Source organism: Actinosynnema sp. NPDC004786, from assembly GCF_053601135.1.
Map to the genome: position 1 here is coordinate 178,843 of NZ_JBSGBG010000011.1, position 26,152 is coordinate 204,994.

At 73.5% G+C, this 26,152-nt stretch carries 20 protein-coding genes, 2 tRNA genes and 1 other RNA gene; 10 read left to right on the forward strand and 13 right to left on the reverse strand.

Annotated features, from left to right (window positions below):
* Positions 1–5: 5 nt before the first annotated feature.
* The 3 genes from ACWEFJ_RS12555 to ACWEFJ_RS12565 all read right to left on the reverse strand — a co-directional run bounded on the left by ACWEFJ_RS12555 (position 6) and on the right by ACWEFJ_RS12565 (position 3,685).
* Positions 6–932: an ABC transporter permease gene (locus ACWEFJ_RS12555; protein WP_378082948.1), complete on the reverse strand. Its 927-nt coding sequence runs from the start codon at positions 930–932 to the stop codon at positions 6–8.
* Complete coding sequence (locus ACWEFJ_RS12560; protein ID WP_378082949.1) at positions 929–1,933, reverse strand: ABC transporter permease; 1,005 nt, start codon at positions 1,931–1,933, stop codon at positions 929–931. The genes ACWEFJ_RS12555 and ACWEFJ_RS12560 overlap by 4 nt, the downstream gene beginning before the upstream one ends.
* A 72-nt stretch (positions 1,934–2,005) precedes the next feature.
* Entirely contained in the window at positions 2,006–3,685 is a 1,680-nt protein-coding gene (locus ACWEFJ_RS12565; protein WP_378082950.1) for an ABC transporter substrate-binding protein, read from the reverse strand.
* Between the two features lie 230 nt (positions 3,686–3,915).
* Between ACWEFJ_RS12565 and ACWEFJ_RS12570 the strand changes: the two genes are divergently transcribed.
* Positions 3,916–7,179 (forward strand): AfsR/SARP family transcriptional regulator, encoded by a 3,264-nt coding sequence (locus ACWEFJ_RS12570; protein ID WP_449713815.1) that lies wholly within the window; start codon positions 3,916–3,918, stop codon positions 7,177–7,179.
* A gap of 171 nt (positions 7,180–7,350) precedes the next feature.
* On the opposite strand, the gene ACWEFJ_RS12575 is transcribed toward ACWEFJ_RS12570, so the two are convergent.
* The 5 genes from ACWEFJ_RS12575 to ffs all read right to left on the reverse strand — a co-directional run bounded on the left by ACWEFJ_RS12575 (position 7,351) and on the right by ffs (position 11,190).
* Positions 7,351–7,836: a uridine kinase family protein gene (locus tag ACWEFJ_RS12575; protein WP_378082956.1), complete on the reverse strand. Its 486-nt coding sequence runs from the start codon at positions 7,834–7,836 to the stop codon at positions 7,351–7,353.
* Positions 7,833–8,426, reverse strand: coding sequence for a recombination mediator RecR (gene recR, locus ACWEFJ_RS12580; protein ID WP_378082957.1), 594 nt, complete (start codon positions 8,424–8,426; stop codon positions 7,833–7,835). The genes ACWEFJ_RS12575 and recR overlap by 4 nt, the downstream gene beginning before the upstream one ends.
* A complete protein-coding gene (locus ACWEFJ_RS12585) occupies positions 8,426–8,752 on the reverse strand; it encodes a YbaB/EbfC family nucleoid-associated protein (RefSeq protein ID WP_378082958.1) in 327 nt (108 codons plus the stop codon). Before ACWEFJ_RS12585 ends, recR begins: the two co-directional genes overlap by 1 nt.
* A gap of 74 nt (positions 8,753–8,826) precedes the next feature.
* Positions 8,827–11,064 (reverse strand): DNA polymerase III subunit gamma and tau, encoded by a 2,238-nt coding sequence (locus ACWEFJ_RS12590; RefSeq protein WP_449713816.1) that lies wholly within the window; start codon positions 11,062–11,064, stop codon positions 8,827–8,829.
* Positions 11,065–11,095: 31 nt separating this feature from the next.
* Positions 11,096–11,190: signal recognition particle sRNA small type (gene ffs / locus ACWEFJ_RS12595), an RNA gene on the reverse strand.
* A gap of 213 nt (positions 11,191–11,403) precedes the next feature.
* Between ffs and ACWEFJ_RS12600 the strand changes: the two genes are divergently transcribed.
* Genes ACWEFJ_RS12600 through ACWEFJ_RS12610 form a run of 3 tightly spaced genes read left to right on the forward strand, consistent with a single transcriptional unit; the run spans position 11,404 to position 14,107 of the window.
* Positions 11,404–12,402, forward strand: a complete 999-nt coding sequence (locus ACWEFJ_RS12600) for a glycosyltransferase family 2 protein (protein WP_378098003.1) — start codon at positions 11,404–11,406, stop codon at positions 12,400–12,402.
* Complete coding sequence (locus ACWEFJ_RS12605; protein WP_449713817.1) at positions 12,399–12,812, forward strand: GtrA family protein; 414 nt, start codon at positions 12,399–12,401, stop codon at positions 12,810–12,812. The genes ACWEFJ_RS12600 and ACWEFJ_RS12605 overlap by 4 nt, the downstream gene beginning before the upstream one ends.
* On the forward strand, positions 12,809–14,107 hold the full coding sequence (locus ACWEFJ_RS12610; RefSeq protein ID WP_449713818.1) for a mannosyltransferase family protein: 1,299 nt from the start codon (positions 12,809–12,811) through the stop codon (positions 14,105–14,107). The genes ACWEFJ_RS12605 and ACWEFJ_RS12610 overlap by 4 nt, the downstream gene beginning before the upstream one ends.
* Positions 14,108–14,111: 4 nt before the next feature.
* Here ACWEFJ_RS12610 and ACWEFJ_RS12615 read toward each other — a convergent pair whose 3' ends face one another.
* Positions 14,112–15,032 carry an iron-siderophore ABC transporter substrate-binding protein gene (locus ACWEFJ_RS12615; protein WP_449713819.1) on the reverse strand — a complete coding sequence of 307 codons (921 nt, stop codon included), beginning with the start codon at positions 15,030–15,032 and terminating at the stop codon, positions 14,112–14,114.
* 88 nt (positions 15,033–15,120) lie between these two features.
* Here ACWEFJ_RS12615 and ACWEFJ_RS12620 point away from each other — a divergent pair.
* Positions 15,121–15,205: transfer RNA gene (locus tag ACWEFJ_RS12620), tRNA-Ser, on the forward strand.
* Positions 15,206–15,324: 119 nt separating this feature from the next.
* Complete coding sequence (locus ACWEFJ_RS12625) at positions 15,325–15,900, forward strand: hypothetical protein (protein ID WP_378084083.1); 576 nt, start codon at positions 15,325–15,327, stop codon at positions 15,898–15,900.
* Between the two features lie 52 nt (positions 15,901–15,952).
* On the opposite strand, the gene ACWEFJ_RS12630 is transcribed toward ACWEFJ_RS12625, so the two are convergent.
* From ACWEFJ_RS12630 to ACWEFJ_RS12645, 4 genes are all read right to left on the reverse strand, one after another.
* Positions 15,953–18,403 carry an endonuclease/exonuclease/phosphatase family protein gene (locus ACWEFJ_RS12630; RefSeq protein ID WP_449713820.1) on the reverse strand — a complete coding sequence of 817 codons (2,451 nt, stop codon included), beginning with the start codon at positions 18,401–18,403 and terminating at the stop codon, positions 15,953–15,955.
* A 537-nt stretch (positions 18,404–18,940) separates the two neighbouring features.
* Positions 18,941–19,025: transfer RNA gene (locus ACWEFJ_RS12635), tRNA-Ser, on the reverse strand.
* A gap of 83 nt (positions 19,026–19,108) precedes the next feature.
* Positions 19,109–19,543, reverse strand: a complete 435-nt coding sequence (locus tag ACWEFJ_RS12640) for a nucleoside deaminase (protein WP_378084178.1) — start codon at positions 19,541–19,543, stop codon at positions 19,109–19,111.
* A 40-nt stretch (positions 19,544–19,583) separates the two neighbouring features.
* Positions 19,584–20,072 (reverse strand): tRNA adenosine deaminase-associated protein, encoded by a 489-nt coding sequence (locus ACWEFJ_RS12645; protein ID WP_378084086.1) that lies wholly within the window; start codon positions 20,070–20,072, stop codon positions 19,584–19,586.
* A gap of 89 nt (positions 20,073–20,161) precedes the next feature.
* On the opposite strand from ACWEFJ_RS12645, the gene ACWEFJ_RS12650 reads away from it, so the two are divergent.
* The 4 genes from ACWEFJ_RS12650 to ACWEFJ_RS12665 all read left to right on the forward strand — a co-directional run bounded on the left by ACWEFJ_RS12650 (position 20,162) and on the right by ACWEFJ_RS12665 (position 26,152).
* Positions 20,162–21,397, forward strand: coding sequence for a M20 metallopeptidase family protein (locus ACWEFJ_RS12650; RefSeq protein WP_378084087.1), 1,236 nt, complete (start codon positions 20,162–20,164; stop codon positions 21,395–21,397).
* A gap of 163 nt (positions 21,398–21,560) precedes the next feature.
* Positions 21,561–22,511, forward strand: a complete 951-nt coding sequence (locus tag ACWEFJ_RS12655; RefSeq protein WP_449713821.1) for a prephenate dehydrogenase — start codon at positions 21,561–21,563, stop codon at positions 22,509–22,511.
* Positions 22,512–22,520: 9 nt separating this feature from the next.
* On the forward strand, positions 22,521–24,284 hold the full coding sequence (locus ACWEFJ_RS12660; protein WP_449713822.1) for a fibronectin type III domain-containing protein: 1,764 nt from the start codon (positions 22,521–22,523) through the stop codon (positions 24,282–24,284).
* Positions 24,285–24,361: 77 nt separating this feature from the next.
* On the forward strand, positions 24,362–26,152 hold the full coding sequence (locus ACWEFJ_RS12665; protein WP_449713823.1) for a hypothetical protein: 1,791 nt from the start codon (positions 24,362–24,364) through the stop codon (positions 26,150–26,152).

Consider the following 26,152-nt stretch of genomic DNA (forward strand, 5'->3'; position numbering starts at 1 on the left):
CGCCGCTACCTCCGGTTCTTCGGGTCGAGGGCCTCGCGCAGCGACTCGCCGAGCAGCGTGAAGCCCAGCGCGACGACGATGATGGCCAGCGCCGGGTACAGGGCCAGCTCGAACTTCACGTCGATGTACGCCTGCGACTTGCTCAGCATCAGGCCCCACTCGGCCCGGTTCGGGTCGGGGTCGCCCAGGCCCAGGAACGACAGCGACGCGGCCTCGATGATCGAGGTCGCGAGGGTCAGCGTGGCCTGCACGATCACCGGCCCCAGCGAGTTCGGCAGCATGTGCCGGAACACGATGGTCCGCCGCTTCACGCCCAGGGACGTCGCGGCCAGCACGTGGTCGCTGTGCCGCTGGCTGAGCATCGACCCGCGCAGCAGGCGGGCGAAGATCGGCACGCTGACCACGGCCACCGCGATGATCACCGTGGTCTGGCTGCCGCGGCTGGCCAGCGCGGCGATGGAGATCGCCAGCAGCAGGCTCGGCACGGACAGCAGGATGTCGGTCACCCGCATCAGCAGGGTGTCCACCCAGCCGCCGAGCGCGCCCGCGAGGCCGCCGATCAGCATGCCGATCGCGGCGCCCACCAGCGTCGCCACCACGCCGACGATGAGCGACTGCTGCGAGGCGACCAGCAGCCGGCTGAAGAAGTCGCGGCCGAACTCGTCGCTGCCGAGCAGGAAGCCCGGCTGGGGGCCGGGGATCGAGTCGGCCCGCAGGTTCTCCAGCAGCTCCGGGTACCGGACGAACGGGTCCTTGGGCGCCAGGAACGGCGCGAAGATCGACAGCAGCACGAACGCCAGCACGATGACCGCGCCGGTGATGGCGACCGGGTTGCGCGCCATCCGCTTGAAGGCGTCCGCCGCCAGGCTGGTGCCCGCCGACTCGGCCAGGGCGTCGACCTTCTTCTTCTTGCGGTCCAGCAAGGAGGTCATGACGTCCGCACCCTCGGGTCGATGATGGCGTAGGAGATGTCGACCAGGAGGTTCACCAGCACGTACACCGCCGCGGCCAGCAGGATCAGCGCCTGCAGCCGGGGGTAGTCGCGGCGCTGGATGCCCTCGCTGAGCAGCGAGCCGAGCCCGCCCCACGCGAACACCTTCTCGGTCAGCACCGCGCCGCCGAGCAGCAACCCGGTCTGCAGGCCGATCGTGGTCGACACCGGCAGCAGGGCGTTGCGCAGCACGTGCCGGGTGCGCACCACGGTCGCCTGCAGGCCCTTGGCGTTGGCGGTGCGGATGAAGTCCTCGTTCAGCACGTCCAGCACGGACGCGCGGGTGATCCGGACGATCACCGCCAGCGGGATGCTGCTCAGCGCGATCGCCGGGAGCACGAGGTGCCACAGCGCGTTCGCGGTGGCGTCCCACTCGCCGGTGAGCATCCCGTCGAGGGTGGCGAACCCGGTGACCCGGGTGGCGTCGATGTCCGCGTCCTGGCGGCTGGACGGCGGCAGCAGCCCCAGCTCCTGCGCGAACACGTACTTGAGCACGATGCCCAGGAAGAACACCGGGACGGCGATGCCGGTCAGGGTGCCGACGATGGTCAGGTTGTCGAAGAACTTGCCCCGGTGGCTCGCCGCCAGGTAGCCGAGGGGGATGCCGAGCGCGATCGCGAACAGCAGGGCCACCACGGACAGCTCGATGGTGGCGGGCAGCGCGCGGCCGATCTCCTCCAGCACCGGGTCGGCCGAGATGATCGAGTTGCCCATGTCGCCGGTCAGCATCCGACCGAGGAACTTGAAGTACTGGAGGTACACGGGCTGGTCGAGCCCCATGACCTGCTCCAGCGCGGCGACTTTCTCGGGGGTGGCCTTGTCGCCGAGCAACGCCGTGGCCGGGCCACCGGGCAGTGACCGCAACCAGGCGAACACCAGCACCGACAGGACGAAAAGCGTGGGTATCGCTTGCAACAGGCGGCGAATGGTGAATCGCAGCATGGGGGAATCCTCGGAACAGCACGAGTGGTGGCGCCCGGGGTTCGAGCGCCACCACTCATGGGCTTGGACGGGTCAGTCCTTGGTCACCGTGTCGAAGCGCTCGTCGGTCAGCGGGCTCGGGATCAGGCCCTTGATCTTCTTGTTCACCACGATGCCGGGCGGCGAGTGCGAGATCGGCACGGCGGGCAGGTACTTGCTCAGCAGGTTGCGGTTGACCTGCTTCCACGCGTCGGCGTGCTGGTCCGGGTCGACCACGGCGTCGGCCGCGGCGATCTCGCCGAACAGGGCCGGGTCGTCGAAGCCGAACTCGGGCTTCGACCGGCCGAAGAACGTGCCCGCGAAGTTGCCGGCGTCGTTGTAGTCACCGGTCCAGCCGAGCAGGTGCAGGTCGTGCTTGCCGAACTTCTGCACGTCGTCCTTGTAGCCGCCGTTCCACGGGCGGGGCACCGTCTCGACGTTGATGCCGACGGCCTTGAGGTCCTCGGCCATCGCCGCGGCGTAGTCCACCGGGTTCGGCATGTACGGCCGGCTGACCTCGGTCGGCACGTAGAACTTCAGCGTCAGGTTCTCCGCGCCGGCCTGCTTGAGCAGGTCCTTCGCCTTGGCCGGGTCGTAGGCGTACTTCGTCACGTCGTCGGCGTAGCCCGCGACCGTCTTGGGCTGGTACTGCGTGGCGACCTCGGCGCCCTCGGGCAGCTTGGTCTTGACGAGCTGCTCGCGGTTGACCGCGTAGGCGATGGCCTGGCGCACCCGCAGGTCCTTCAGGGCCGGCGTGTTCGCCTGGTTGATGCCCAGGTACATGATGTTGAACGCGGGGCGGATCAGCACGTCGAAGCCGTCGCCCTCCAGGGACTTGAAGTCCGCCGGGCTCGGGTAGTCGTAGGCGTCGATCGTGCCCGCCTTCAGCTCCTGCTTGCGGGCGTTCTCGTCCTCGATGATCTTGAAGATCACCTTGTCGAGCTTGGCCTTCTCCCCGTAGTAGTCCTCGTTGCGGACCAGGGTGATGGTGTTGTTGGCCTTGTCGTAGCTCTCGAACTTGAACGCGCCGGTGCCGGTCGGGTGGTCGGTCGCGTACGCCGGGTAGCTGAACGACTCGCCGGACTGCGTGACCGCGTCCGCGTCGTACTTCTTCAGCGCCTCGGGGCTGGAGATCGAGAACGAGGTGAGGCCGAACGCGGCGGGCAGCGCGCTGCTGTAGGCGTTCAGGTTCAGGACGGCGGTGCTCTCGTCCTTGGCCTCGCACGACTTGTACAGCGGGTCGCCGGACGCGTCGCCCTCGTTCTTCGCGAAGCCCTTGAAGATGTCCGCGTAGTAGATCATCTGGCTCTGGGCGGCGGCGCCCTTCATGTTGAACCAGCGGTCGAAGTTGAAGCAGACGGCTTCGGCGTTGAACGGCGTGCCGTCGTGGAACTTCACGCCCTTGCGGAGGCTGAACGTGACCGTCTTGCCGTCCGGGGACAGCTCCCACTTCTCCGCGAGGCCGGGCGCCAGGTCGGCGGTGCCGCGCTTGTAGGTGATGAGCGTGTCGTAGATCTGCCGGGCCGGGCGGAGGCTCTCACCGTCGTCGTTGAAGATCGGGTCGAAGTTCTTCGGCTTGCCCGCCGCGCCGAAGATCAGCGTGCCCCCGGTCTTGCCGGCCGCGTCGTCCCCACCCCGCTGTGATTCAGCGCAGGCGGACAGTGCGAGCACGGCGACGCCGGTCAGGCCGATCGCGGCCGTCCATCGGCGTCGCGCCGTTCGGGAAAGAGCCATCAAACACCCCTAGTGGAAATCCGGGATCTCACGGTGTGGTCACGGACGATAACCGGTCCCCACGACCCTTCCGACGTAACAGAGGTCACGATCCGGCCACGTGGATCGGCCTTCGCCTGCGTCCGGCGCACCGCCGCTGACCCAACGTGACCACGGAAGATCGGGCGAACGCGCTCCGACGCTGTACAACGGACAACGGAAACCTGCACACGTGCGGAGGGAGGTCGCCGGTGAGCCCTGTGGTCGAGTTCCGCGTCCTCGGCCCGTTGCAGGTGCTGGTCGACGGCGAGCAGGTCCCGGTGCGGGCGGGACGGCAGCGCTCGCTGCTGGTGTCGCTGCTCATGCGCGCCGGCGCCGGGGTCTCGGTGGACGAGCTGGCCGAGCACATCTGGGGCGCGGAGCCCCCGGCGCGGGCCCGCGGCACGTTGCAGACCTACGTGATGCGGCTGCGGCAGGTGCTGGGCCCGGCGGTGCCGATCCGGACCGTGCCCGACGGCTACCTGATCGACGTCGACGAGCGCACCATCGACGTGACGCGGTTCGAGCAGCTCGTCGAGGAGGGCGAGCGGGAGCGGGCCGCGGGCCGGCTGGAGTCCGCGTCGGCGATCTTCACCGCCGCGCTCGGCCTGTGGCGGGGCCCGGCGATGGTGGACGTGCCGTCGGAGGTGCTGCACCGCGACGAGGTGCCCCGCCTGGGCGAGCGGCGGCTGCACGTGGAGGAGCGCCGGGTCGAGGTGGACCTGGAGCTGGGCCGCCACGCCGAGCTGATCCCCGAGCTGTCCCGGCTGACCAGCGAGCACCCGCTGCGGGAGCGGCTGTGGGCGCAGCTCATGGTGGCGCTGTACCGGTCCGGGCGGCAGGCCGACGCGCTGGGCGCGTACCGGCGGGTCAGCGGGCTGCTGGCCGAGCAGCTCGGCATCGACCCGGGCGACGAGCTGCGGCGGGTGCACCAGCAGGTGCTGGGCGGGTCGCCCACGCTCGACCCGGGGCAGGGCGCGGCGACGGCGGGCCGGCGGGACCGGGTGGTGCCCTCCCAGCTGCCCGCCGACATCGGCGACTTCGTGGGCCGTGAGCAGGCCGTGCAGCTCATCGAGGCGTTGTTGCGCACGGCGCAGGGCGTGCCGGTGGTGACGCTGGCCGGGCCGCCCGGCGTGGGCAAGACCGCGTTGGCGGTGCACGCGGCGCACCAGATGCGGCGATTCTTCCCCGACGGGCAGCTCTACGTGAACCTGCGCGGGTACGCCCAGGGGCCGCCGCTGAGCGCGGTGGACGTGCTGCCGCGGTTCCTGCGGGCGCAGGGCGTGCCGCCCGAGTCCGTGCCGCTGGACCAGGACGAGCAGGAGGCGATGTTCCGGTCGCGGCTCACCGGGCAGCAGGTGCTGCTGGTCCTCGACAACGCCGCCAACGCCGAGCAGATCCGGCCGCTGCTGCCCGGCTCGCCGGGGTGCGCGGTGCTCGTGACCAGCCGCGACACCCTCCGCGGCCTGGCGGTCAGCCACGCCGCGTCCAACGTGCGGCTGGACGTGCTCGACCGGTCCGAGACGCGGGCGTTGCTGGCCGGGATGCTCGGCGAGGACGTGGTGGCGTCGCAGTCCGAGGCGGCCGACGAGCTGGCCGAGCTGTGCGCGCACCTGCCGCTGGCGCTGCGGATCGCGGCGGCGAACCTGCTGTCCCGGCCGGAGATCACCATCGCGTCGTACGTGGAGGAGCTGCGGGCCGGCAACCGGCTCGCGGCGCTGGCCGTGGAGGGCGACGAGCGGGCGGCCGTGCACGCCGCGTTCGACCTGTCGTACACGGCGTTGAAGCCGGAGCTGGCCTCGCTGTTCCGGCTGCTCAGCCTCGCGCCGGGCGACATCACCCCGGACGTCGCGGCCGCGCTGGGCGGGCTGACCACGCAGGACGCGCGCCGCCGGCTCGACCGGCTGGCCACGGCAAACCTCGTGGACAACCACGCGCCCGGCCGCTACCAGTTCCACGACCTGCTGCGGGACTACGCGGCCGAGCGGCGCGAGGTCGAGGACGACCCGGCGGAGACCGCGCAGGCCTCGAAGCGGCTGCTGGACTGGTCGATCCGGTCGGTGGACAACGCCACGGACGCGTTCAAGAGCACGCTGCTGCGGCTGCCGCGGACCGACGTCGTGGCGGGCGTCACGCCGCGCCTGTTCTCCACCTCGGCGGAGGCGCTGGCCTGGCTGGACGCCGAGCGCGGCAACCTGGTCGGGCTCGTGGTGCACGCCGCCGACCGCCGGCCGGACCGGGACGTGTGGCAGCTCGCCGACGCGTTGCGGCGCTACTTCTACACGATCGGCCTGCCGGTGGAGTGGCTGGCGACCGCGAAGGCCGGGCTGGCGGTGGCGCAGGAGTCGCAGGACGCGCTCGGCGAGGTGGCGATGCTGTCGTCGCTGGGCACCCTGTACTGGGCGATCGGGCAGCACCGCGTGGCCGCCGACTACTTCCGCCGGGCGATCCCGATCCAGCAGCGCACCGGCGCCGCGCCCGCCGTGGAGGCCGCCGTGCTGGCGAACCTCGGCGCGGTCTGCATCGACGTGGGCGACCTGGAGCAGGCCGCCGGGCACCTGGAACGCGCGCTGGTGATCACCCGGACCATCGGCGCGCTCCAGCAGGAGGGCATCGCCCAGCTCAACCTCGGCGGCGTCTACATGCAGCTCGGGCAGCTCGACCGGGCGGTGTCGTCGTTCGAGGGCGCGCTGGACGTCGGCAACCGGCTGGGCGCGTGGATGACCCAGGCCGACAGCCACCGGGCGCTGGCCGAGGTGCACCTGTTCCTCGGGCAGCCGCAGCGGGCCGCGCAGCTCTACGAGAGGTGCGGGGAGCTGTACGAGCGGGCCGGCGCGCGGCGGTTGGCGCACATCGCGCACGAGGGCTTGGCGTTGACCTACGTGATGCGGGGGCGCTGGACCGAGGCGGAGCACGAGGCCGGGCGGGCGGTGGCGATCGCGCAGGAGCTGGGCAACCTGAAGGGGCTGTGCGACGCGAAGAACGCCCTCGGCGAGGCGTTGTGCGGGCTGGGCAGGCTGGACGAGGCGGTGGAGCACACGACCGAGGCGCTGCGGATCGCCGAGGAGACCGGCTACCCGCTGGGGATCTGCGCGGCCCGGCGCGGCCTCGCGCTGACCCACCGGGCGGCGGGCCGGTGGGACGAGGCGCGGTACTCGGCGAGCCAGGCGCTGGACAGCGCGGTCCGCTACCGGCTGCGGATCGCCGAAGTCGACGTGCTGGCCGTGCTGGGGCGGATCCGGCTCGACCAGGGCGACGTGGCGCAGGCGCTCGACCTGGCGCTGCGGTGCGCGGCGGCGAGCGCGACCACGGGGCAGCGGTTCGTGCAGGCCAGGGCCGCGCACCTGGCCGGTGACGCGCTGGCCGCCCGCGGGGACCTCGCGGGCGCGCGGCGGCACTGGCAGGGCGCGCTGGAGTGGTTCACCGCGATCGGGTCGCCGGAGGCGGACGTCGTCCGGGCATCGCTGGACCGGTGAGGCAGGCTTCCGCCGAGCCGCGCCGGGGACCCGGGCGTTCGGGCGTCGGTGCTCGGGCATCGGATGCCGGGCGTCGGCTGCCGGGGCGTCGGCGACTCGACCGCCGGGTGCTCGGCGTCGAGTGGTCGGACGTCGGCGACTCGACCGCCGGTGCCCGGGGTCGGGTCGTGGTCAGTCGGGCGTGATGATCCGGTCGGCGCGGGCCTTCGTGCCGTCCACGGCGAACCAGCCCCGTTCGAACGCCTGCCAGCGCCGCAGGTGCTCGCGGCTCGCCTCGCCGTCCCGGGCCACGGCCCGGCGCAGCCGTTCCTCCGGGTCGGGCACCTCGACCCAGATCGCCTCGTCCAGCAGCGGCGCGATCGAGCGGCGGGCCGCCGAGACGCCCTCGATGACCAGCACCTCCGGCACCGGCACGCGCACCAGGTCGCCGGGCTTCGGCGAGCCGCCCGTCCAGTCCATGCGCCGGTAGCGGGCCTCGCGGCCGTGCCGGAGCGGGTCGAGGACGTCGGCGACCAGGCGCGGCCACCACGACACCGGGTCGGTCCAGGTGGCGAAGTGGTCCGTGGGCACCACGACCGCGCCCGGCCGCAGGGCCAGGCGCGCCGCGTAGGTCGACTTGCCCGAGCCGGACGGCCCGTCGACCGCGACGATCCTCACATGCTGCGCCGGCCGGACAGGGCCCGGCCGAGGGTCAGCTCGTCGGCGAACTCCAGGTCGCCGCCCATCGGCAGGCCCGACGCGAGCCGGGTGACGGTGAGGCCCGGGAAGTCGCGCAGCATCCGCACCAGGTAGGTCGCGGTCGCCTCGCCCTCGGTGTTCGGGTCCGTGGCGATGATGATCTCCGACACCTCGGTGCCGATCCGGGTGAGCAGCTGCCTGATCCGCAGCTGGTCCGGACCGACGCCCGAGAGCGGGTCGAGCGCGCCGCCCAGGACGTGGTAGCGGCCCTTGAACTCGCGGGTCCGCTCGACCGCCAGCACGTCCTTCGGCTCCTCCACCACGCAGATCAGGCTCAGGTCGCGGCGCGGGTCGCGACAGATGCGGCAGGTCGCCTCGGCCGAGACGTTGCCGCACACGTCGCAGAACACCACGCCGTCCTTCACCTTCTGCAACGCGTCCTGGAGCCGGCCGATGTCGGCCGGGTCCGCGGCGAGCAGGTGGAAGGCGATGCGCTGCGCGCTCTTCGGACCGACGCCCGGCAACCGGCCGAGCTCGTCGATCAAGTCCTGGACGGGCCCCTCGTACATCAGCCGAACAGCTTCCCGAGGCCGCCCAGGTCGTCCATCCCGCCCATGCCGCTGGCCAGCGGGCCCATCTTCTGGGCCGCCAGCTCCTGCGCGGCGCGGTTGGCGTCGCGCACGGCCGCGACCACCAGGTCGGACAGCGTCTCGACGTCGTCCGGGTCGACCACCTTCGGGTCGATGCTCAGGCTCTTCAGCTCACCGCCGCCGGACACGACGGCGGTCACCAGACCGCCGCCGGCGGTGCCGGTGACCTCGGCCTCGGCCAGCTCCTGCTGCGCAGCGGCCAACTGCTGCTGCATCTTCTGCGCCTGCTGGAGGATTTGCTGCATGTTGGGCCCACCGGGTTGCACCGCGGGTTCCTCTCTTCGGGGTCTGCCGCCGTTCGCCAGCGTAGTCGCGTCGATCAGCCCTTCAACGGGCGAGCGCCCAGCTCGTCGGCGAGGAGCTTGAGCACCACGGCCTCCGGGTCGAGCCGCTGGTCGTCCGCGTCGCCCGGCAGGGCCGCCTCGGCCAGCATCTCCTCCTCGTCCACCGGCTCCGGCGGGAGGGGCTCATCGGGCTCCGGGGGCTCGGGGGGCGGCGGGATGTCGTCCGCCGGCGGGCGGCCGGCCGGCGCGGAGCGGTTCGGCTCCGGGCGGCGGGCCTGCGCCTGGCTCGGCCGGGTCGGCGCGGGGCGCTGCGGCTTCTGCGGCGCGGGCCGGGCCGGCGCGACGGCACTCGCCTCGCCGTGCACGCACCGGACCTGCCACGTGCCGCCCAGGACCTGCGCGAACGCGGCGGCGATGGCGTCGGCGTTGCGCGGTTCGGCGAGCCTGCGGGCCAGCGGGGCGGAGGTGTGGGCGAGGGTGACCGTCGTGCCGTCGACGTCGGCGACGGTGGCGTTGGTCAGCATCGCCTCGGTGCTGCGGCTCGCGCCGCGCACCACGCCCAACAGCTCCGACCAGCGACGACGCACCTCGACCGCGTCGATGCCACCGGAGGGCGCCGCCGCCGGGGCGGCGGGTTCCCGGTGCGTCGGCGCGGCGGCCGCCGGGGGCTGCGGCGCGGACGCGGGCCACGCGGCGCTCGGCGAACCGGCGTGCGGCGGCGCGGCGTGCGACGAACCCGTGGGCGCGGCACTCGCGGGACGGGCGTGCGGCTCGGGGGTGTGGGCGGGCGGGGCGCTCGGCGGGGCGGCGCTCGCCGGGGCGGGGTGGGCAGGTGGGGCGGTGTGGGCGGGAGCGCCGGCGTGCGGCGGCGGCGCCGCGTCCGGGGACGGCGCGGCAGCCGGTCGCCCGGTCGACGCCTCCCCGGCGGGCGGCGCGCCGACGGACCTCATCGCGGCCGACTTCAGCACCGGGGGCGCGGGCAGGCCGGCCGGCGTGGCCGGGGCGGGCGCGACCGGGGCCGGCGGCTGGGGCTGCGGCGCGGCCGGCTCGGCGGCGCGTTGGGACGGGCGCTGGAAGCGGGTCTCCGGCGCGGGACCCGCCGACCCGCCGGCGGGCGGACCGTGGCGTTCCAGCTGTTCGACGCGCTGGAGCAGGCCGGACTCGACGTCGCCGACCGACGGCAGCAGCATCCGCGCGGTCACCAGTTCGAGCAGCAGCCGGGGCGCGGTCGAGCCGCGCATCTCGGTCAACCCCTGGTGCAGGATCTCCGCCCACCGGGTGACGGTCGCGGGTCGCGTCGCGTCGCGCTGGGCGAGCATCTTGGCCAGCTCGTCGTCCGGCACGGACACCAGGCCGCGCTCCGCCGCGTCCGGCACGGCGTGCAGCAGCACGAGGTCGCGCAGCCGGTCGAGCAGGTCGGAGGCGAAGCGGCGCGGGTCGTGGCCCGCCTCGACCAGGCGGTCGATGGTGCCGAACACGGCCGAGCCGTCGCCCTGCGCCAGGCCGTCCACCACGTCGTCGATCAACGCCACGTCGGTCACGCCGAGCAGCGCGATCGCCCGGTCGTAGCGCACCCCTTCGGGGCCCGCGCCGGACAGCAGCTGGTCCATCACCGACTGCGTGTCCCGCGCCGACCCGCCGCCCGCGCGGATGACCAGCGGGAACACCGACGGCTCGACCGCCACGCCCTCCGCCGCGCAGTTGCGCTCCAGCAGCGCCCGCATCGAGCTCGGCGGGATCAGCCGGAACGGGTAGTGGTGCGTGCGCGAGCGGATGGTGGGCAGCACCTTGTCCGGCTCGGTGGTCGCGAAGATGAAGATGAGGTGCTCGGGCGGCTCCTCCACGATCTTCAGCAGGGCGTTGAAGCCCTGCGTGGTGACCATGTGGGCCTCGTCGATGATGAACACCCGGTACCGCGACTCGGCCGGCGCGTAGAACGCCTTGTCGCGCAGCTCGCGGGCGTCGTCCACGCCGCCGTGGCTGGCCGCGTCCAGCTCGACCACGTCCACGCTGCCCGGCCCGTTGGGCGCGAGGCCGACGCACGAGTTGCACTCGCCGCACGGGTCCGGCGTCGGCCCGTTCACGCAGTTGAGGGAGCGCGCCATGATGCGGGCGCTGGACGTCTTGCCGCAGCCGCGCGGCCCGGAGAACAGGTACGCGTGGTTGACCCGGCCCGCTGCCAGGGCGGTGCGCAGCGGCTCGGTGACGTGCTCCTGCCCGACGACCTCGCCGAAGGTCGCCGGACGGTACTTGCGGTAGAGGGCGAGCGCCACGTCGGCGACCTTACCGGGAGGGTCCGACAACGAAAGGGGACCCCGTGCACCCACCAGAGCCCGCTTATCCTTGCTGCCTTCCGGCCCTGGGGAGGTTCGCGAGATGTGTGCCGCACGAGGTCCGCGTCCAGTGTAGCCGGTCGCCTTCCGACCGTAACCCGGGCCTCACCTGAGCGGTCGGCGGCACCCCTACGATGATCGCCGCGAGAGCGCAAGGGGTGTCACCCGGACGTGCAGTTCCGTCGACGATGCCGGCGCGTTCCAACCAGGACTGCGCCCTCGCCGAATCGACCGCACGACAGGGAGGCGGGCAGTCCCGTGGCCGACCAGGCTTCGCAGGTGACCGCGAAGAGATCCGTGACCTACATCTTCCCGATCTACAACGAAGCGGAGAACATCGCGCTCCTGCACAGCACGGTCTCCGAGGTGGTCCGGCCCCTCGCCGATCGCTACGACGTCGGCTTCATCTACGTCAACGACGGCAGCCGCGACGACTCGCTCACGCGGTTGCACGAGGTGGCGACGCGCGACGACCGCGTCACGGTGATCGACTTATCGCGCAACTTCGGCCACCAGATGGCGGTCACCGCGGGACTGGACCTGGTCGACGCGGACGCGGTGATCATCATGGACAGCGACATGCAGGACCCGCCGCGGGTCAGCCTGGAGCTGATCGCGAAGTGGGAGGAGGGCTACGACGTCGTCTACGCCCAGCGCCGCTCCCGCCGGGACAGCTGGTTCAAGCGCGTCACGGCGAGCGCCTTCTACCTGGTCCTCCAGAAGATCGCCTCGATCGACATCCCGCGCGACACCGGCGACTTCCGGCTCATCGACCGCAAGGTGGTCGACGAGCTGCGCAAGTTCCGCGAGCGCGACCGCTTCCTGCGCGGGCTGGTGAGCTACGTCGGGTTCCGGCAGACCGGGGTGCTGTTCGACCGCGACGACCGGCACGCGGGCACGACCGGCTACCCGCTCGGCAAGATGCTGCGGTTCGCCGCCGACGGCATCCTGGGCTTCTCCGTGGCGCCGCTCAAGCTCATCAGCCGCATGGGCTACGCCATCTCGTTCCTCAGCTTCCTCGGCATCCTGTACGCGGCGGGGGTCAAGGTCCTCGCGCCGGAGACCGCCGTCCCCGGCTGGGCGTTCCTCACCATCGCGATGTTCTTCCTCGGCGGCATCCAGATCGTCATGCTGGGCGTGCTCGGCAGCTACGTCGGCCGCACGTACGCGCAGTCCCAGGGCCGACCGCTCTACACGGTGGCCAACGTCTTCACGGCGCCCTCGCGCGACCTGACCGAGCAGCCCTACGCCCTGACCGAGTCGAGCGGATCGCGGTGAAGGGGTCCACCGCGACCAAGCTCCGGTTCGGCGTGGTGGGTGCGGCGAACACGCTGGTCGACCTCGTCGGCTACACCGCCCTGGTGCTCGCGGGCCTGCCGGTGTTCGTGGCCAACCTGCTGTCCACCTCGGCCGGCATGGCGTTGAGCTTCACCCTGAACCGGTCGTACACCTTCCGGTCCGACGGCGGGGACGTGCGCCGCCAGCTGTCCCTGTTCGTCCTGGTCACCGCGTTCGGCCTGTGGGTCCTGCAACCCCTGGTGATCCTCGCCACCGGCGCGGCGCTCGACGGCCCTCCCGACCCGGCGGGCGTGGTCGCGCCCAAGCTGGCGGGTCTCGTCGTCGGTTTCGCGTGGAACTACACGCTCTACAGCAGGGTCGTCTTCAAGCGAGGGGATGCCGCGCCATGACCGCTCAGGTCGAGTCCTCGGCGACGTCGGCCGTGGACGCGGGATCACCGGAGGTGACGGTCGCCGCGACCGCGGGACCGGTGGCGGACCGACGCCCGTCACGGGCGCGCCGCGCGCTGTCCTCCGACTGGGCCCGGACGTTCGCGCTGGTCTTCGCCTGGCACGCGGTGCTCACCGCGGTCGCCGTGCTGTTCCAGGGCGCCCTGCCGGTCGACGAGGGGTACCCGGTCCGGGTCCTCGGACCGGACGCCACCCTGCTGTCGCACACGTTCCGGTGGGACTCGGAGAGCTTCGGCAACATCGCCGACGGCGGCTACGTCGACCCGCGGGCGCCGTGGCTGACGGCGTTCTACCCGGTCTTCCCGCTCCTGGTGTGGCTGGTGCAGGCCGCGACGTTCGGGCTGCTCGGCCCGCTCGCGGCCGGCATGGCGGTGAACGGCGTCGCGACGTGGCTCGCCGCCACCGCGCTGCTGCGGATCGCCCGCCACTTCCCCCTGCGCGAGAGCGCCGCCTGGCTGGTGGTCGTGGCGTTCCTCACCGCGCCCGCCGCGTTCTTCCTGCACGCGTTCTACAGCGAGGCGGTCTTCTGCGCCCTCGGGTTCTGGGCGTACCTGTTCGCGCTGCGCCGCCGCTGGGGGTGGATGGCCCTGTGCCTGGTGCCGCTGACCGCCACCCGGATCACCGCGGCCCTGTTCGTGGGCCTGTGCGCGCTGGAGTTCTTCCGCTCCCGCGAGTGGCGGCCGCGCGGGCTGCTGTCCTGGCGGTTGCTGCTGTTCCCCGCCGCCTTCCTGGGCTTCGCGCTGTACGCGCTGCACCTGTGGCTGGTCAAGGACGACGCGCTGGCGATGATGCACGCCTACGACGGGGTGGCTTCGTGGGCCTACCACGTGCTGAACCCGAACATCGTCGCGACGCTCTCCGACGAGGTGTCGACCTCGTGGCGGGCGCTCGCGTCCGGTCACCCGGACGGGTGGCAGCTGATGAGCCACATCCTGCCGCTGACCGGCTTGGCGGTGCTGGTGGCGGCCTCGGTCTACGTGGTCGTGGCGCTGCGCCGGGACGGCCTGCCGCTGGCGGGGTTCGGGCTCGCGTCGTTCGTGATGCTCACGCTGAACAGCAACGTGGTGTCGGTGCACCGCTACCTGGTGCCGTGCCTGGTGATCTACCTCGCGATGGTGCTGGCGGCCGAGCGGAGGCCCGCCCTCCGCCCCGTGCTGCACGGCTCGCTGTACGCGTCGACGCTCGTGCAGGGGTCGATCTACCTGCTGTTCGTGGCGGGGTTCTGGGCGGGCTGACCCCTCAGCCCGCCAGCGCGGCGGTGAACAGGGGGACCGCGTGGTCCAGGGCGTACGCCATGCCCAGCGACGAACCGCTGGAGAAGGCGTTGACCAGGTCCTCGTCCTCGAGCACCAGCGCGTTGGCGGGCACCAGCGGGTTGGCCTTCAGCGCGGACGCGTCGCCGCCGATCGGGAACAGCACCGTCAGGTCGGCGGCGAGCAGGTCCAGCCGCTCGGCGGAGATGTCGACGTAGAAGGTGCCGGACGCGAGGTCCTCGACGTCCTGCCGCGGCGTGAAGCCGATGGCCTTCATGAAGTCGGTGCGGGCGTCGCCGGACACGTACGCGCCGAACTTGCCGTCGAAGTACGCGCCGACGACGGTGGTCCTGCCCTCGAACTTCCGGTTCGCGGCGAACTTCGCGTCCAGGTCGGCGATGATCCTCTCGCCCTCGGCGACCTTGCCCAGCGCCTTCGCGACCATCTCCACCTGCTGCCGCCACGACGTGCCGTAGGGGATGACGTCCTTCGGCGCGCCGATCGTGGGCGCGATCTTGGACAGCGTCTCGTGCTTGCGCTCGTCGTTGTCCGACCGGGTGTTGAGGATGAGGTCGGGCTGGAGCGCGGCGACGGCCTCGTAGTCGATCTCCGTGGTGCCGAGCAGCGTCGGGGCCTGCTCGTAGAGGCCCTCCGCCCACGGCCCGACGCCCTTGCCGCCGAACCCGAGCCAGTCGCTCGCGCCCACCGGCCGCACCCCCAGGGCCAGCGCGGTCTCGGCGTCCGACCAGCCCAGCGCGACCACCCGCGTGGGCGGCTCCTCGACCGTCACGGGACCGAACCGGGTGTCGACCGTCACCCCGGCGGCGGCCGGTTCGGGTTCGGGTTCGCCCCCGCCGCAGGCGGCCAGGAGCAGGGCGGACAGCAGCACCACGAGACCACGCTTCATTAGGCAAGCCTAACCGAACCCATAGGCGACCGATGGAGCCGACCACCCGTTTTGGGAGCCGCACGGCACCTCCGTTAGACTCCGCCACGGAGGATTCGCATAGCGGCCTAGTGCGCACGACTGGAAATCGTGTTGGGTTAACCCCCTCACGGGTTCAAATCCCGTATCCTCCGCAGACCAGTGCCCCGGTCGCCCACAGGCGACCGGGGCACTGTCTCGTCCGGCCGTGCAACGTGCGCGCCACCCCGGGGCGTTCAAGCCAGTGATCGACCGATTACCGGGAGGAACGTCCATGAGGATCGTCAAGACGGTCGCGGTGGCGGCGCTGGCCGCTTCGGGTCTGCTCGCGGCCGGCGCCGCGGCGCTCGCCCAGCCGGCGGCCGAGGTCGGCGCGAGCGGGCCGCCGGCGTACGAGGCCACCGCGTGGCACGACGTCAACGTCCGGATCTGCCCCTCCACGGCGTGCCTGCCGGCGGCGGGCAGCCCGGTCCGCGCGGGCACGACCGTGGGCGCGTACTGCTGGGCGCACGGCGAGTCGATCACCGACTACGGCTACACCAACGACGTCTGGCTGAACATCGGCAGGCAGGACGGCGGCACGCAGTGGTCGAGCGCCGTCTACTTCGTCGGTGACGAGTACGCCGACCTGCCCGCGGACGCGGAGTGCGCCGACGTGCCCACGCCGCCGACGACCACCCGGCCCGCGCCCACGGCCACTCCCGCGCCAGCCCCGACGGCCACGCCCGCGCCGACCGTGACCGCAGCGCCCACGGTGTCGCCCGTGCCGACCGCGTCGCCGGCGCCCACCGCGACCGCCGTGCCCACGGCCGCGCCCGCGCCGGCCGTGCTCGCGCCCGCGCGGGGCTGATGCGCGGAAGCCCCCTCGGACTCGCGTCCGAGGGGGCTTCCCGCTGCCCGGGTCAGTGCCGGGGCAGGTGCTCCACGATGTCCTCCACGAGGAACACCAGCCGGTCGACCTGCGCGTTGCCCGTGCTCGGGCGCAGCTTCACGACCTGCGGGTCGTGGTCGCTGGCCTGGTCGGCGAACTCGGCGTTGACGTGCACCACGTCGTACCGGTACCGGGTGATGTTCGCGCTGATCAGGATGTGGTCGAGGGTCTGCGAGTTGCCCTCGAACACGTAGCTGTAGCGCTCGGCCGCGGGCAGGGTGTCCATCAGGGCCACCACGTCGCCGTTGCCGGTCAGGGCCCGGACCACCGGCGAGAACTGGTAGTCGTTGATGTCGCCCGCGAGGACCACGTTGGCCCCCTTGTCGACGGCCTTCACCTGGTCCACGAACCCGCGCAGCAGCGCGGCCTGCTGGGCGCGCTGCACCTCGGAGCTGCGCACCGGCTCCTGGTAGCGGCCGTGCATGGCCTGGTCGCCGCCCTTGGAGTTGAAGTGGTTCGCGACCACGAACACCGTGCGGCCGCGGAACTTGAACTCGCCGGCCAGCGGCTTGCGGCTGCTGTTCCACGCCGGGTCGGCGGGCGCGATACGGCCCGGCGACACCGACAGGGCGGCCCGGCCGTGCTGCTTGACGACGGACACCGCGGTGGTGGCGTCGCCGCCCGGCCGGTCCACGAAGGACACCCGGGCGGGGTTGAACAGGAACGCCACGCGGATGTTGCCGCCGGGCTCGCCGCCGTCGGCCTTGTTCACGGGGTCGATCTGGCGCCACTGGTAGCGGGGGCCGCCCGCGGCCGCGATGGCGTCGGTGAACCGGGTGAACGTCGCGTCCGCGGCCACCGTGCCGTCGTCGGTCGCGCCGTTGTTGTCCTGGATCTCCTCCAGCACCACGACGTCCGGGCTCCTGAGGTTCGCCACCACGGCCGCGGCGAGGCGGTCGAACTTGGCCTGGTCGTTGGAGGCGGCCAGGTTCTCCACGTTGTAGGTGGCCACCGACAGCTCGTAAGCGCGCTGCGGGTCCGTGACCTCGGGGGTGATGCCGCCGGGGACGTGCTCGCCGACCGACTTCGTGGCCAGGGTGTAGCCGCCGAAGTTGGTGTACTCGACGTTGCCCGCGGTCGCGCCGCGCCACACGTCGCCGACGTTGCTCACCGGCGGCGTGGCGGAGCCGGCCTTGACCTTGATCCGGCTGCTGTTGGGCTGGTCGTAGCCGAGGTAGATCGTGCCGCCGCGGGCGGTCGGGTTCTGGGTCGGGTTGGTGGTGATCCACGTCTCGCCGAAGCTGTTCGTGGGGCCGACCACGCGGGCGTCGGCCACCTGGACGTACATGCCCTCGCGGGACTCGTAGTAGTCCTGGCCGTAGGTCGCCGGGTCGAGCGGGAGGGCCTCGATGCTGCCGCCGTTCGCGGTGGGCAGGTAGCCCGCCGGCGGGTTCAGCACCTCCGGCGCGGGCAGGGCGTTGCCCTTGGACCTGACCGTGACGGTCGCGCCGGTGATCTCGGTGAGCGTCTGGTTGGAGTTGCTCGCCGCGTCGCCGCCCGGCCGGTACTCGGCGACGGTGCCGGAGACCAGCACCTCGTCGCCCGGCTCGACGGTCGGGACCAGGCCCGCGGTGTAGACGAACACGCCCTCGCTGGTGCGCGGGTCGTCGTCCGGGGCGGTGTCCTGGATCCAGAAGCCGCGGTCGCCGGTGTCGCGGGTCGCGGTGACGACGCCCGGCACGCCGGCGACCTTCTGGCCGAGCAGCGGCGAGACGCGGGTCGTGCCCTGGATGTCGCGGATGCGCTTGTCGCCGGGCTGGGGCTCCGGGTCCGGGTCGGGTCCGCCGGGGCCCTGGCCCTTCGAGTTGACCGGGGTCGGCGCGCCGACGGTGAAGTCGACCGAGTTGTTGTCGGTGTCGGTCAGCGCCGCGCGGGCCGCCGAGGTGGTGTTGCTCAGGTTGGCCGTCGGCGTGGTCTCCCGCACGACCGTGGCCGAGCCGTAGCCGACGAGGTCGCGCACGCGCGGGTCGGCGGCGCAGTCCGCGGCGGTCTTGCAGGTCAGCGGCGTGGTCGCGGTGACCAGGGCGATCGTGCCGCCCGTGCCGCTCATCGCGATCGTGCCGGCGACGTCCGGCGCGGGCAGCTCGACCGTGCCGCCCGCCCCCTTGGCCTCCGCGACGAGGAACCGCCCGCCGGCCGCGATCGACCCCGTCAGCGGCGTGACCTGCCACTGGCTCCCGGCGCCCGGGTTCGCCGGGAGGTACTGCACGCTCCAGCCGTTCACGGCGACCGGCGCGGCGCTCGCGTTGCCCAGCTCGACGAAGTCCTGGGTCAGGGTGGCGCCGGAGTTGCCGCCACCGCCGTAGACCTCGGCGATGAGGGCGTCCTGGCTCGGGGCCGCGTGGATCGGCGTCACGAGGGCGAACGACACGGCCGAGGCGGCGGTGACCGCCAGTCCGACGCGGAGCGGGGTAGGTCTCAACGGATCCTCCGTAGTGGGCGGGTGCGCGCATCCTCCCCGGATCGAGTGAACGGCGGAAGACACCGTCACTAACGGTTGACCATTACCCGTCCTCGAACGTGTGTTCGAACGTAGGGTAGGGTCATGGCCGTGCCTCCCGGTGGCCCTCCCAGCGCCGGTCCGGGCACGCCACGCACCACAGGGGCGCCGACCCGGACCTGACGAGGCCCGGCTCGGCGCCCGTGCGCGCGGTGGACGTGCCCGCGACCCGGACCACCCGTCTCGACGCGCGGAGCCGTCGTTCACACCGCAGCGGACCCGCCGTGCCGCACCGACGGGGCACCTTCGGGTTCCCGCACATGGCAACTCCGCGCCACGCCGACCGTTCCACCTGCGATCCGCCGCGCGACGGACCCACCGCCCGCACCGCTCCCGACGACCTGCCACCCGGACGTGGACCACGAGCCGCTTCCACCGCGTCGAGGGCCATGGCCACCGGGAATGCCGCCGAACGCCAGAGCCCCGGTTGCCGTGATCGGCAACCGGGGCTCTGAGCAGCGGTGGCGGTGGGATTTGAACCCACGGAGGCTTGCACCTCACACGCTTTCGAGGCGTGCTCCTTCGGCCGCTCGGACACGCCACCGCCGAGAACAATACAAGACCGCCGACTGGTCACCCAACGGGGGGCCGCGAACGGCGTCGGCGCTGGTCAGGGGCGTGGGTGGGTCAGAGGTCGGCGAAGAAGGACTCCAGCAGGGCGGCGCAGCGGCGTTCGAGGACGCCGCCGACCACCTCGGGGCGGTGGTTGAGGCGGCGGTCGCGGACGACGTCCCACAGGGAGCCCACCGCGCCGGTGCGGGGTTCCCAGCAGCCGAAGACGACGCGGTCGACGCGCGCCAGGACCAGCGCGCCCGCGCACATCGTGCACGGCTCCACGGTCACGGCCAGGGTGCAGCCGGTCAGGCGCCAGCCGTCGCCGTGGGCGGCGGCGGCCGCGCGGAGGGCCAGCACCTCGGCGTGCGCGGTCGGGTCGCCGAGGGCTTCGCGGGCGTTGCAGGCCCTGGCCAGCTCGGCCCCGTCCGGGCCGTAGACGACCGCGCCGATCGGGATGTCCCCGGTCCGGGGCGCCTCGGCGGCGACCGCCAGCGCGGCCTCGACCATCGCCTCGTCGGACGCGTGGCTGATCACGCCGGCCCGCCCGTCACGCCTGGATGCTGTCCAGGAGCTTGGTGAACTCGTCGCCGAAGCCGCACCGCTGCGCGATCATCTGCAGCTGCTCGTCCGGGTACAGGTCCACCTCGTCCACGATCACCTGCATCTCGTGCTGCGGCATGCCGAGGTCGGCCAGCACGGCGAGGTCGCCCTCCGGCCACAGCTCCTCGTCCTCCTCGTCCGGCGGGTCGACCCGCAGCAGGTCGAGGACGTCGGCGGCGATGTCGTAGTCCAGCGCCGCCGCGGCGTCGGACAGCAGCAGGGACACCCCGCCGGGCACCGGGCGCAGGATGATGAAGAACTCGTCGTCCACCGCCAGCAACCCGAAGACGGCACCCGTCGAGCGCAGTTGGCGCAGCTCCGTGATCGCCGCGTCGAGCTCGGACAACGCCGAGCTGTCCATCTTGCTGCACCGCCACCGGCCGTCCTCACGAACCACCGCGACAGCGAAGCCGTTGACCGGCTCCTGGTGTGCCATGTGCACACCGTAGGGCCACACCGACGCACCCGGTAGCACGGGGGCCTCGGCCGCAGGCACGCGGGGCCGGGCGATGCCACTATCGAGGGATGAGCACAACTCTGCCGAACGCACAGACGACCGCCCCCGAGCCCCGGTTCACGGGCCTGGTGGAGGCCGCCCGAGCCCTCCAGCCCAGGACAGTGGCGTTGCGACGGCAGGTGCACCGGCACCCCGAGCAGGGCCTGGAGCTGCCCGCGACCCAGGCCGCGATCCGGCACGCGCTGTCCGGCCTGCCGGTCGAGGTGACCACCGGGACGTCCAGCAGCTCGGTCACCGCGGTGCTGCGCGGCGGCAAGCCGGGGCCGACGGTCCTGCTGCGCGGCGACATGGACGCGCTGCCGCTGCGGGAGGAGACCGGCCTCGCCTACGCCTCCGAGGTCGACGGCACCATGCACGCCTGCGGCCACGACACGCACGTCGCGATGCTCGCCTCCGCCGCGCGCCTGCTCTCGTCACGCCGCGAGGCGCTGGCCGGCCAGGTCGTGTTCATGTTCCAGCCCGGCGAGGAGGGCCTGCACGGGGCCAGGCACATGCTCGACGAGGGCGTCCTCGACGCGGCGGGCACGCCGGTGGAGAAGGCGTTCGCCCTGCACATCACCTCCACTCTCCAGTCGGGGGTCGTCGTCTCCCGGCCCGGCCCGACGATGGCCTCGGCCGACACCTTCCACATCACCGTCCGGGGCCGCGGCGGGCACGGCGGCATGCCGCACGACGCGATCGACCCGGTGCCGCCCGCCGCCGCGATGGTCGGCGCGCTGCAGACGATGGTCGCCCGGCGGGTCAGCGTGCACCACCCGGCCGTGGTCACCATCGGCCACATCACCGCGGGCACGACGACCAACATCATCCCGGAGACGGCGCTGGTCGAGGGCACCATCCGGACGCTCTCGGAGGACACCAGGGCCCTGGTGCACCGCGAACTCCGGCAGGTCGTCACCCACGTCGCCGCCGCCCACGGCTGCACGGCCGAGGTCGACGTCGTGCCGGGCTACCCCGTCACGGTGAACGACGAGGTGGTCGGCCCGCACGTGCTCGACATCGCCGCGGCGGCGCTCGGCCCGCGCTGGGCGTCGTACATGGAAGACCCGCTGATGGGCGCGGAGGACTTCTCCTACGTGCTGCAACGGGTGCCGGGCGCGATCTCCTTCCTGGGGGCCTGCCCGCGCGGGGTCGAGCTGGCCGAGGCGGAGCCGAACCACTCGAACCGGGTGCTGTTCGACGAGGCGGCCATGGAGCACGGGGTCGTCCTCTACGCCGCGTTCGCGTTGGACGCCCTGCGGTAGGCCGAAGCCGGGAACGGGACGGGGTCGGGGCCGTGGTGGTGTTCACGGCCTCGACTCTCCTCGCGGGGACGGGGTCGGGCGAGGGTCGTTCCGCGATCTGTGGACAACTCCCGGGCCTGTGGACGGGTAGGGGGTCGGGGCCCGCGCCGGCAGGATGAGCGCCGTGCGAAGCGTCTGCGTGGTCGGGCTCGGGTTGATCGGTGGTTCGGTGTTGCGCGCGGCGGCCGCCGCGGGCCGCGTGACCTGGGGCGCGACCGCTTCGCCGGCCGACGCCGAGGCCGCGCGCCAGGACGGCCACGACGTCGTCGACCTCCCCGGGGCGCTCGAACGCGCGCGTGAGCGGGACGCGCTCGTCGTGGTCGCCGTCCCGCTGCCGGCTGTGGAGGAAGTGCTGCGGGCGCTCCCCGACGGCGTCCGGCTCACCGACGTGGTGAGCGTGAAGGGCCCGGTCGCCGACCTGGTCCGCCGGGTCGCGCCGCACGCCCGGTACGTCGGCGGGCACCCCATGGCGGGCACGTCCGCCTCCGGCTGGGCCGCGGGCCGCGCCGACCTCTTCGCCGACGCCGCCTGGGTCGTCACCGCCGAGGACGACGCCGACCCCGACGTCCTCACCGACGTCATGGAGCTGGCGCTGGCCGCGAAAGCGCACGTCGTGCCCACGAGCGCGGCGGAGCACGACGCCGCGGTGGCCCGCATCTCCCACCTGCCGCACCTGCTGGCCGCCGTGTTGGCGAGCGTCGGCGCGGACGGCGGACCGCTGGCCCTCGCCCTGGCCGCGGGCTCGTTCGGCGACGGCACGCGCGTCGCGGGCAGCCGCCCCGAACTGGTCCGCGCGATGTGCGAGGGCAACCGCGGCGCGCTGCTGGACGCCGTGGACGACGCGCTGGGCCGGCTGGGCGCGGCCCGCGGTTCGCTCGCGTCGACCGGCGGCCTGGCCAAGACCATCGAAGCCGGTCACGCCGCGCGCCGGGCGCTGGTCGACCGGCCCACGCTCACCGACCTGACCATCGACCTCACCGCCCCCGACGCGCGGCGGTCCCTGCGCGAGCTGGGTGCGCGCGGAGGTCGGATCGTTGCGCTGAACGGCTCAACCGCGCTCGCACTCACCCCATAGGGTGCAGCGGTGGAGCGTCGCAGACTCATCGCCGTGATCGGGGGCCTCGCCCTCCTGGGCGGCGCGGTGGTGCTGCTGCGCAACGAATCCGCTCCCCCGCTGCCGGAGACCTACGAGCGGTTCCTGGCCGAGGGCGTCGAGTACGTCCCCGACACCCAACGCGTGACCGCGCCCACCGACCTCCGGCTGACCGCGCTGGACCGCACGAGCCTGCGCGCGGGCTGGACGGCCGCGGACGGCCTCGGCCACGGCGGCTTCGAGGTGCGCTGGAACGGCCACAGCCGCCTGGTCCGCGGCACCGGGACCGAGCTGACCGACCTGGACGCGAACGCCGACGTGCGGGTCGAGGTGCGCGCCCTCGACGCGCTGGGCGGCCGGACCGGGCCCGCCACCGCCGAGGCCGTGCCGCGGCTGGCCTACGACGAGACCTGGATGGACGGCCTGGTGGTGCCGGTCGACGTGTTCGACGGGCCCGAGGCGCTCACCCCGCGCCGGTGGCGGGTCTTCGACGGCGGCGACCCCCGCTGCCTGGGCCTGCGCCCGTTCAACGGCCGGCGGGTGGAGGTCGGCTGCGACGCCGTGGACCTGCAGTCCAACGTGCCGCTGCGGTTGCGCCCGCCCGGACCGGACGGCGCGATCGGCCGGGTCCTGCTCACCACCGACGGCCCGATCGGGACGCGGTCGGAACAGGGCCAGGGCCAGGGCGAGATGCTGATCGCCCTGCTGCCCGAGCCCGCGCACGACCTCGGCCTGCTGGGCCGGTCGTTCCCGCCGGACGCCGTCGTCCTGCGGGTCACGCCGTTCGGCGCGCAGTTCGTCCGGGGTGACGACGAGAGCGTCGAGACGTTCGGCACCTACCCGCCGCCGACCCGGGGCGTCCGCCACCGCTGGGAGCTGCGCGTCATGCCCGACGCGGTCGTGGCGCTCCGCGACGGGATCGCGGTGGCGAAGGCGCCGGCGACGCTGCCCTGGCGTGCGGCCCGGGTGCGGCTGGCGTTCCGGCAGGCGTCCGGCACCCTGCTGGACTCGTTCGGCATCGGCGGCGCGGCCGGCCACCCCGAGCCGGGGTCCGTGGTCCCGCTCGGCCCCGGCACGGAGGAGGGCGGCGCGACCTCGCTGGGCAACGTGGCGGACTCACGGCTCGCGGGCGCGACCTCGGTGCGCGTGGTCGCGTCCGTGGTCGCCGAGCGCGCCGCGCCGATCACCGTCGAACTGGGCTCGCGGTCCGCGCCCGCGCTGCCCCTGCAACCCGACCGCGCGCTGGACTCGAACCGCCCGTCCGCCTTCTACGCCGACTTCCCGCTGCCCGCCCCGGAGCGCAACCCCGAGGTCAGGCTGCGCTCCGACGTCCGCGTCACCGCCTTCCAGGCGCACGCCGTGGTCGCCGACGGCCCGGACGCCCGCCCGCCCGTGCCCCGGCTCGCCGACCGCGCGTCGCCCGGTCCGGCCGTGCCGACGCCCGCGGTGTCCGTGGTGCACGAGACGTCCGAGGGCGCGGAGTTCCCGCGCGAGGGCAAGGTGCGGTTGACCGTGGAACTCGCCGACGCCGACGCCGGCGAGGTCGCCGCCGTGCGGGGGGTCGAGGTGGACCTCGACGGCGAGCGGATCGCCACCCTGCCCACGAACGGCTCGGCGGGCGGCCGGCACGAGTTCCTGGTCGACCTCGCCGACCTGTCGAGCGGGCGGCACGAGTTCGACGTGCGGGTGCGGCCGGTCGACGGAGGGCTCGGCGTGCGGTCGGCCCGGCAGGCGTTCCAGATCCGCCCGCTGTAGGGGCCGGCCGGCCGTTCTTGGTCTCGGCTCGGCAACGACGCGGTGATCCGCGTCACGACGACACCTAACTTGACCCCATGCGACGTCGTCGGATCGCCCTCATCGCCGCCGGGGTGGTGCTGTTCGCCGGGGTGATCGCCGCGCTGCGGTCCACCGGGATCGGCGACCCCGTCACCGCGACGAGCACGTCCGCGCCGCCCCCGACGTCGCTCGCCCCGTACGCGGCCGAGGGCGTGCTGGTCCCGACGGCGGGACCGCTGCCCGAGTCGCCGCGCGGGCTGACCGTGACGTCCGGGCCGCGCCGGCTGCAGCTGCGGTGGTCCGGCGACGCGCCGGGGTACGAGGTGCGCTGGGGCGACGGCCGCTCCCGCCTGATCACCGAGCCCGTCACCCAGATCGACGGGCTCGAGGACGAGCGGATGTACGAGGTCCAGGTGTCCGCGGTGGACGCGTTCGGGCAGCGTTCCGCGCCCGCGAAGGCCACCGGCACCCCGCACGCGTCGCCGGACCGCGACTACGCGCTGGAGGACCGGTTCGACCAGCCCGACGCGCCCGACCCGAGGCGGTGGCGGTTGGCGTCGCGGGGCAACTGCGCCCGCGCCACGCCCGGTCGGGACGACGACGGACGGCGCCTGGTGCTCGGCAACAACTGCGCGGCGGCCCCGGCGACGTTGCGGTCGCGCACGCCGTTCGTGCTGCGCGACGCCGACGAGCTGGGCCGGTTCGTGGTGGACACCGACGCGCCCGGCGGTGACGGCGAGCTGATGCTCGACCTCGTGCCGGGGCCGGTGTCGCTGGTCAGCGGCGACGCGCTGCCGCCGGACTCGGTGCGGCTGCGGGTGGCGACGGGCGCCGGGGCGACGTCGGTGCAGGTGGTCGTGCCCGCCGGGACGCCGACCTCGGTGGTGCGCCCGCTGCCCGCGTTGGAGACCGGGATCAGCCACCGGTGGGAGCTGGTGCTGCGGCGCGACGGGGTGCGGGTGCTGTTCGACGGCGACGTGGTGGCGACCAGCCCGGCGGTGCCGGCGTGGCGCGAGGCGACCGCGCTGGTGTCGGTCGCCGGGCCGACCGGGCAGCGCGCGGCGGTCGACCTGATCGCGTTCGACGCGGCGGCGGCGACCGCGCCCCCGTGGGTGCCGGGGCCGCAGGTCGAGGTGCTGGTGGCGGTCGAAGCGCCCGCGACCGCGGCGTCGACCCCGTTGCCGGGCGTCACGGGCGGGCAGTTGCGGATGGCGCTGCTGCACACCGACGCGTCACCGGAGGCGCCGCGGTTCAGCGTGTCGGTGGCCGGGGTCGTGGTGCCGCTGCGGGCCGCGATGGACGGTGCGCCGTGGCGGGCCGGCGTGGCCTACCCGGTGGTGGCGGACCTGCCTGCGGAGGCGCTGCGGGTCGGGCCGTCGGGGAAGCTCGCGGTCACCCTGCTGACCGGGCTGCGGGTGCAGGCCACGCACGTGGACCTGGAGTTGAGCGGGTCGTCCACCGGCACGCCGGGCCCGGCCCCCGCGCCGCCGCACGGCGACGAGCCCGAACTGGCCCGGGTGAACGGCACGGTGCTCGACGCGAGCGGCCGGACCGTGCCCGAGGGCGCGGCGGTGCAGCGCGGGCGGATGGTGTTCGACCTGGCGCTGGAGGGCCGGCCCGGCGTGGCGTTGGCGGGGTTGGCCGGGTTCAGCGTGCGGGTGGACGACGACCGGGTGGCCGTGGTGCCGACCGCGGCGGGCGGGCCGGGGATCGCCGGGAAGTACCGGTTCGCGCTGAACACCGGCGGCCTGTCGCCCGGGCCGCACATGATCGAGGTGCGGCTGTTCGGCACGTCCGCCGAGACCCGCCCCACCTCGGCCTACATCCCGTTCTTCGTCGGCCGGTGA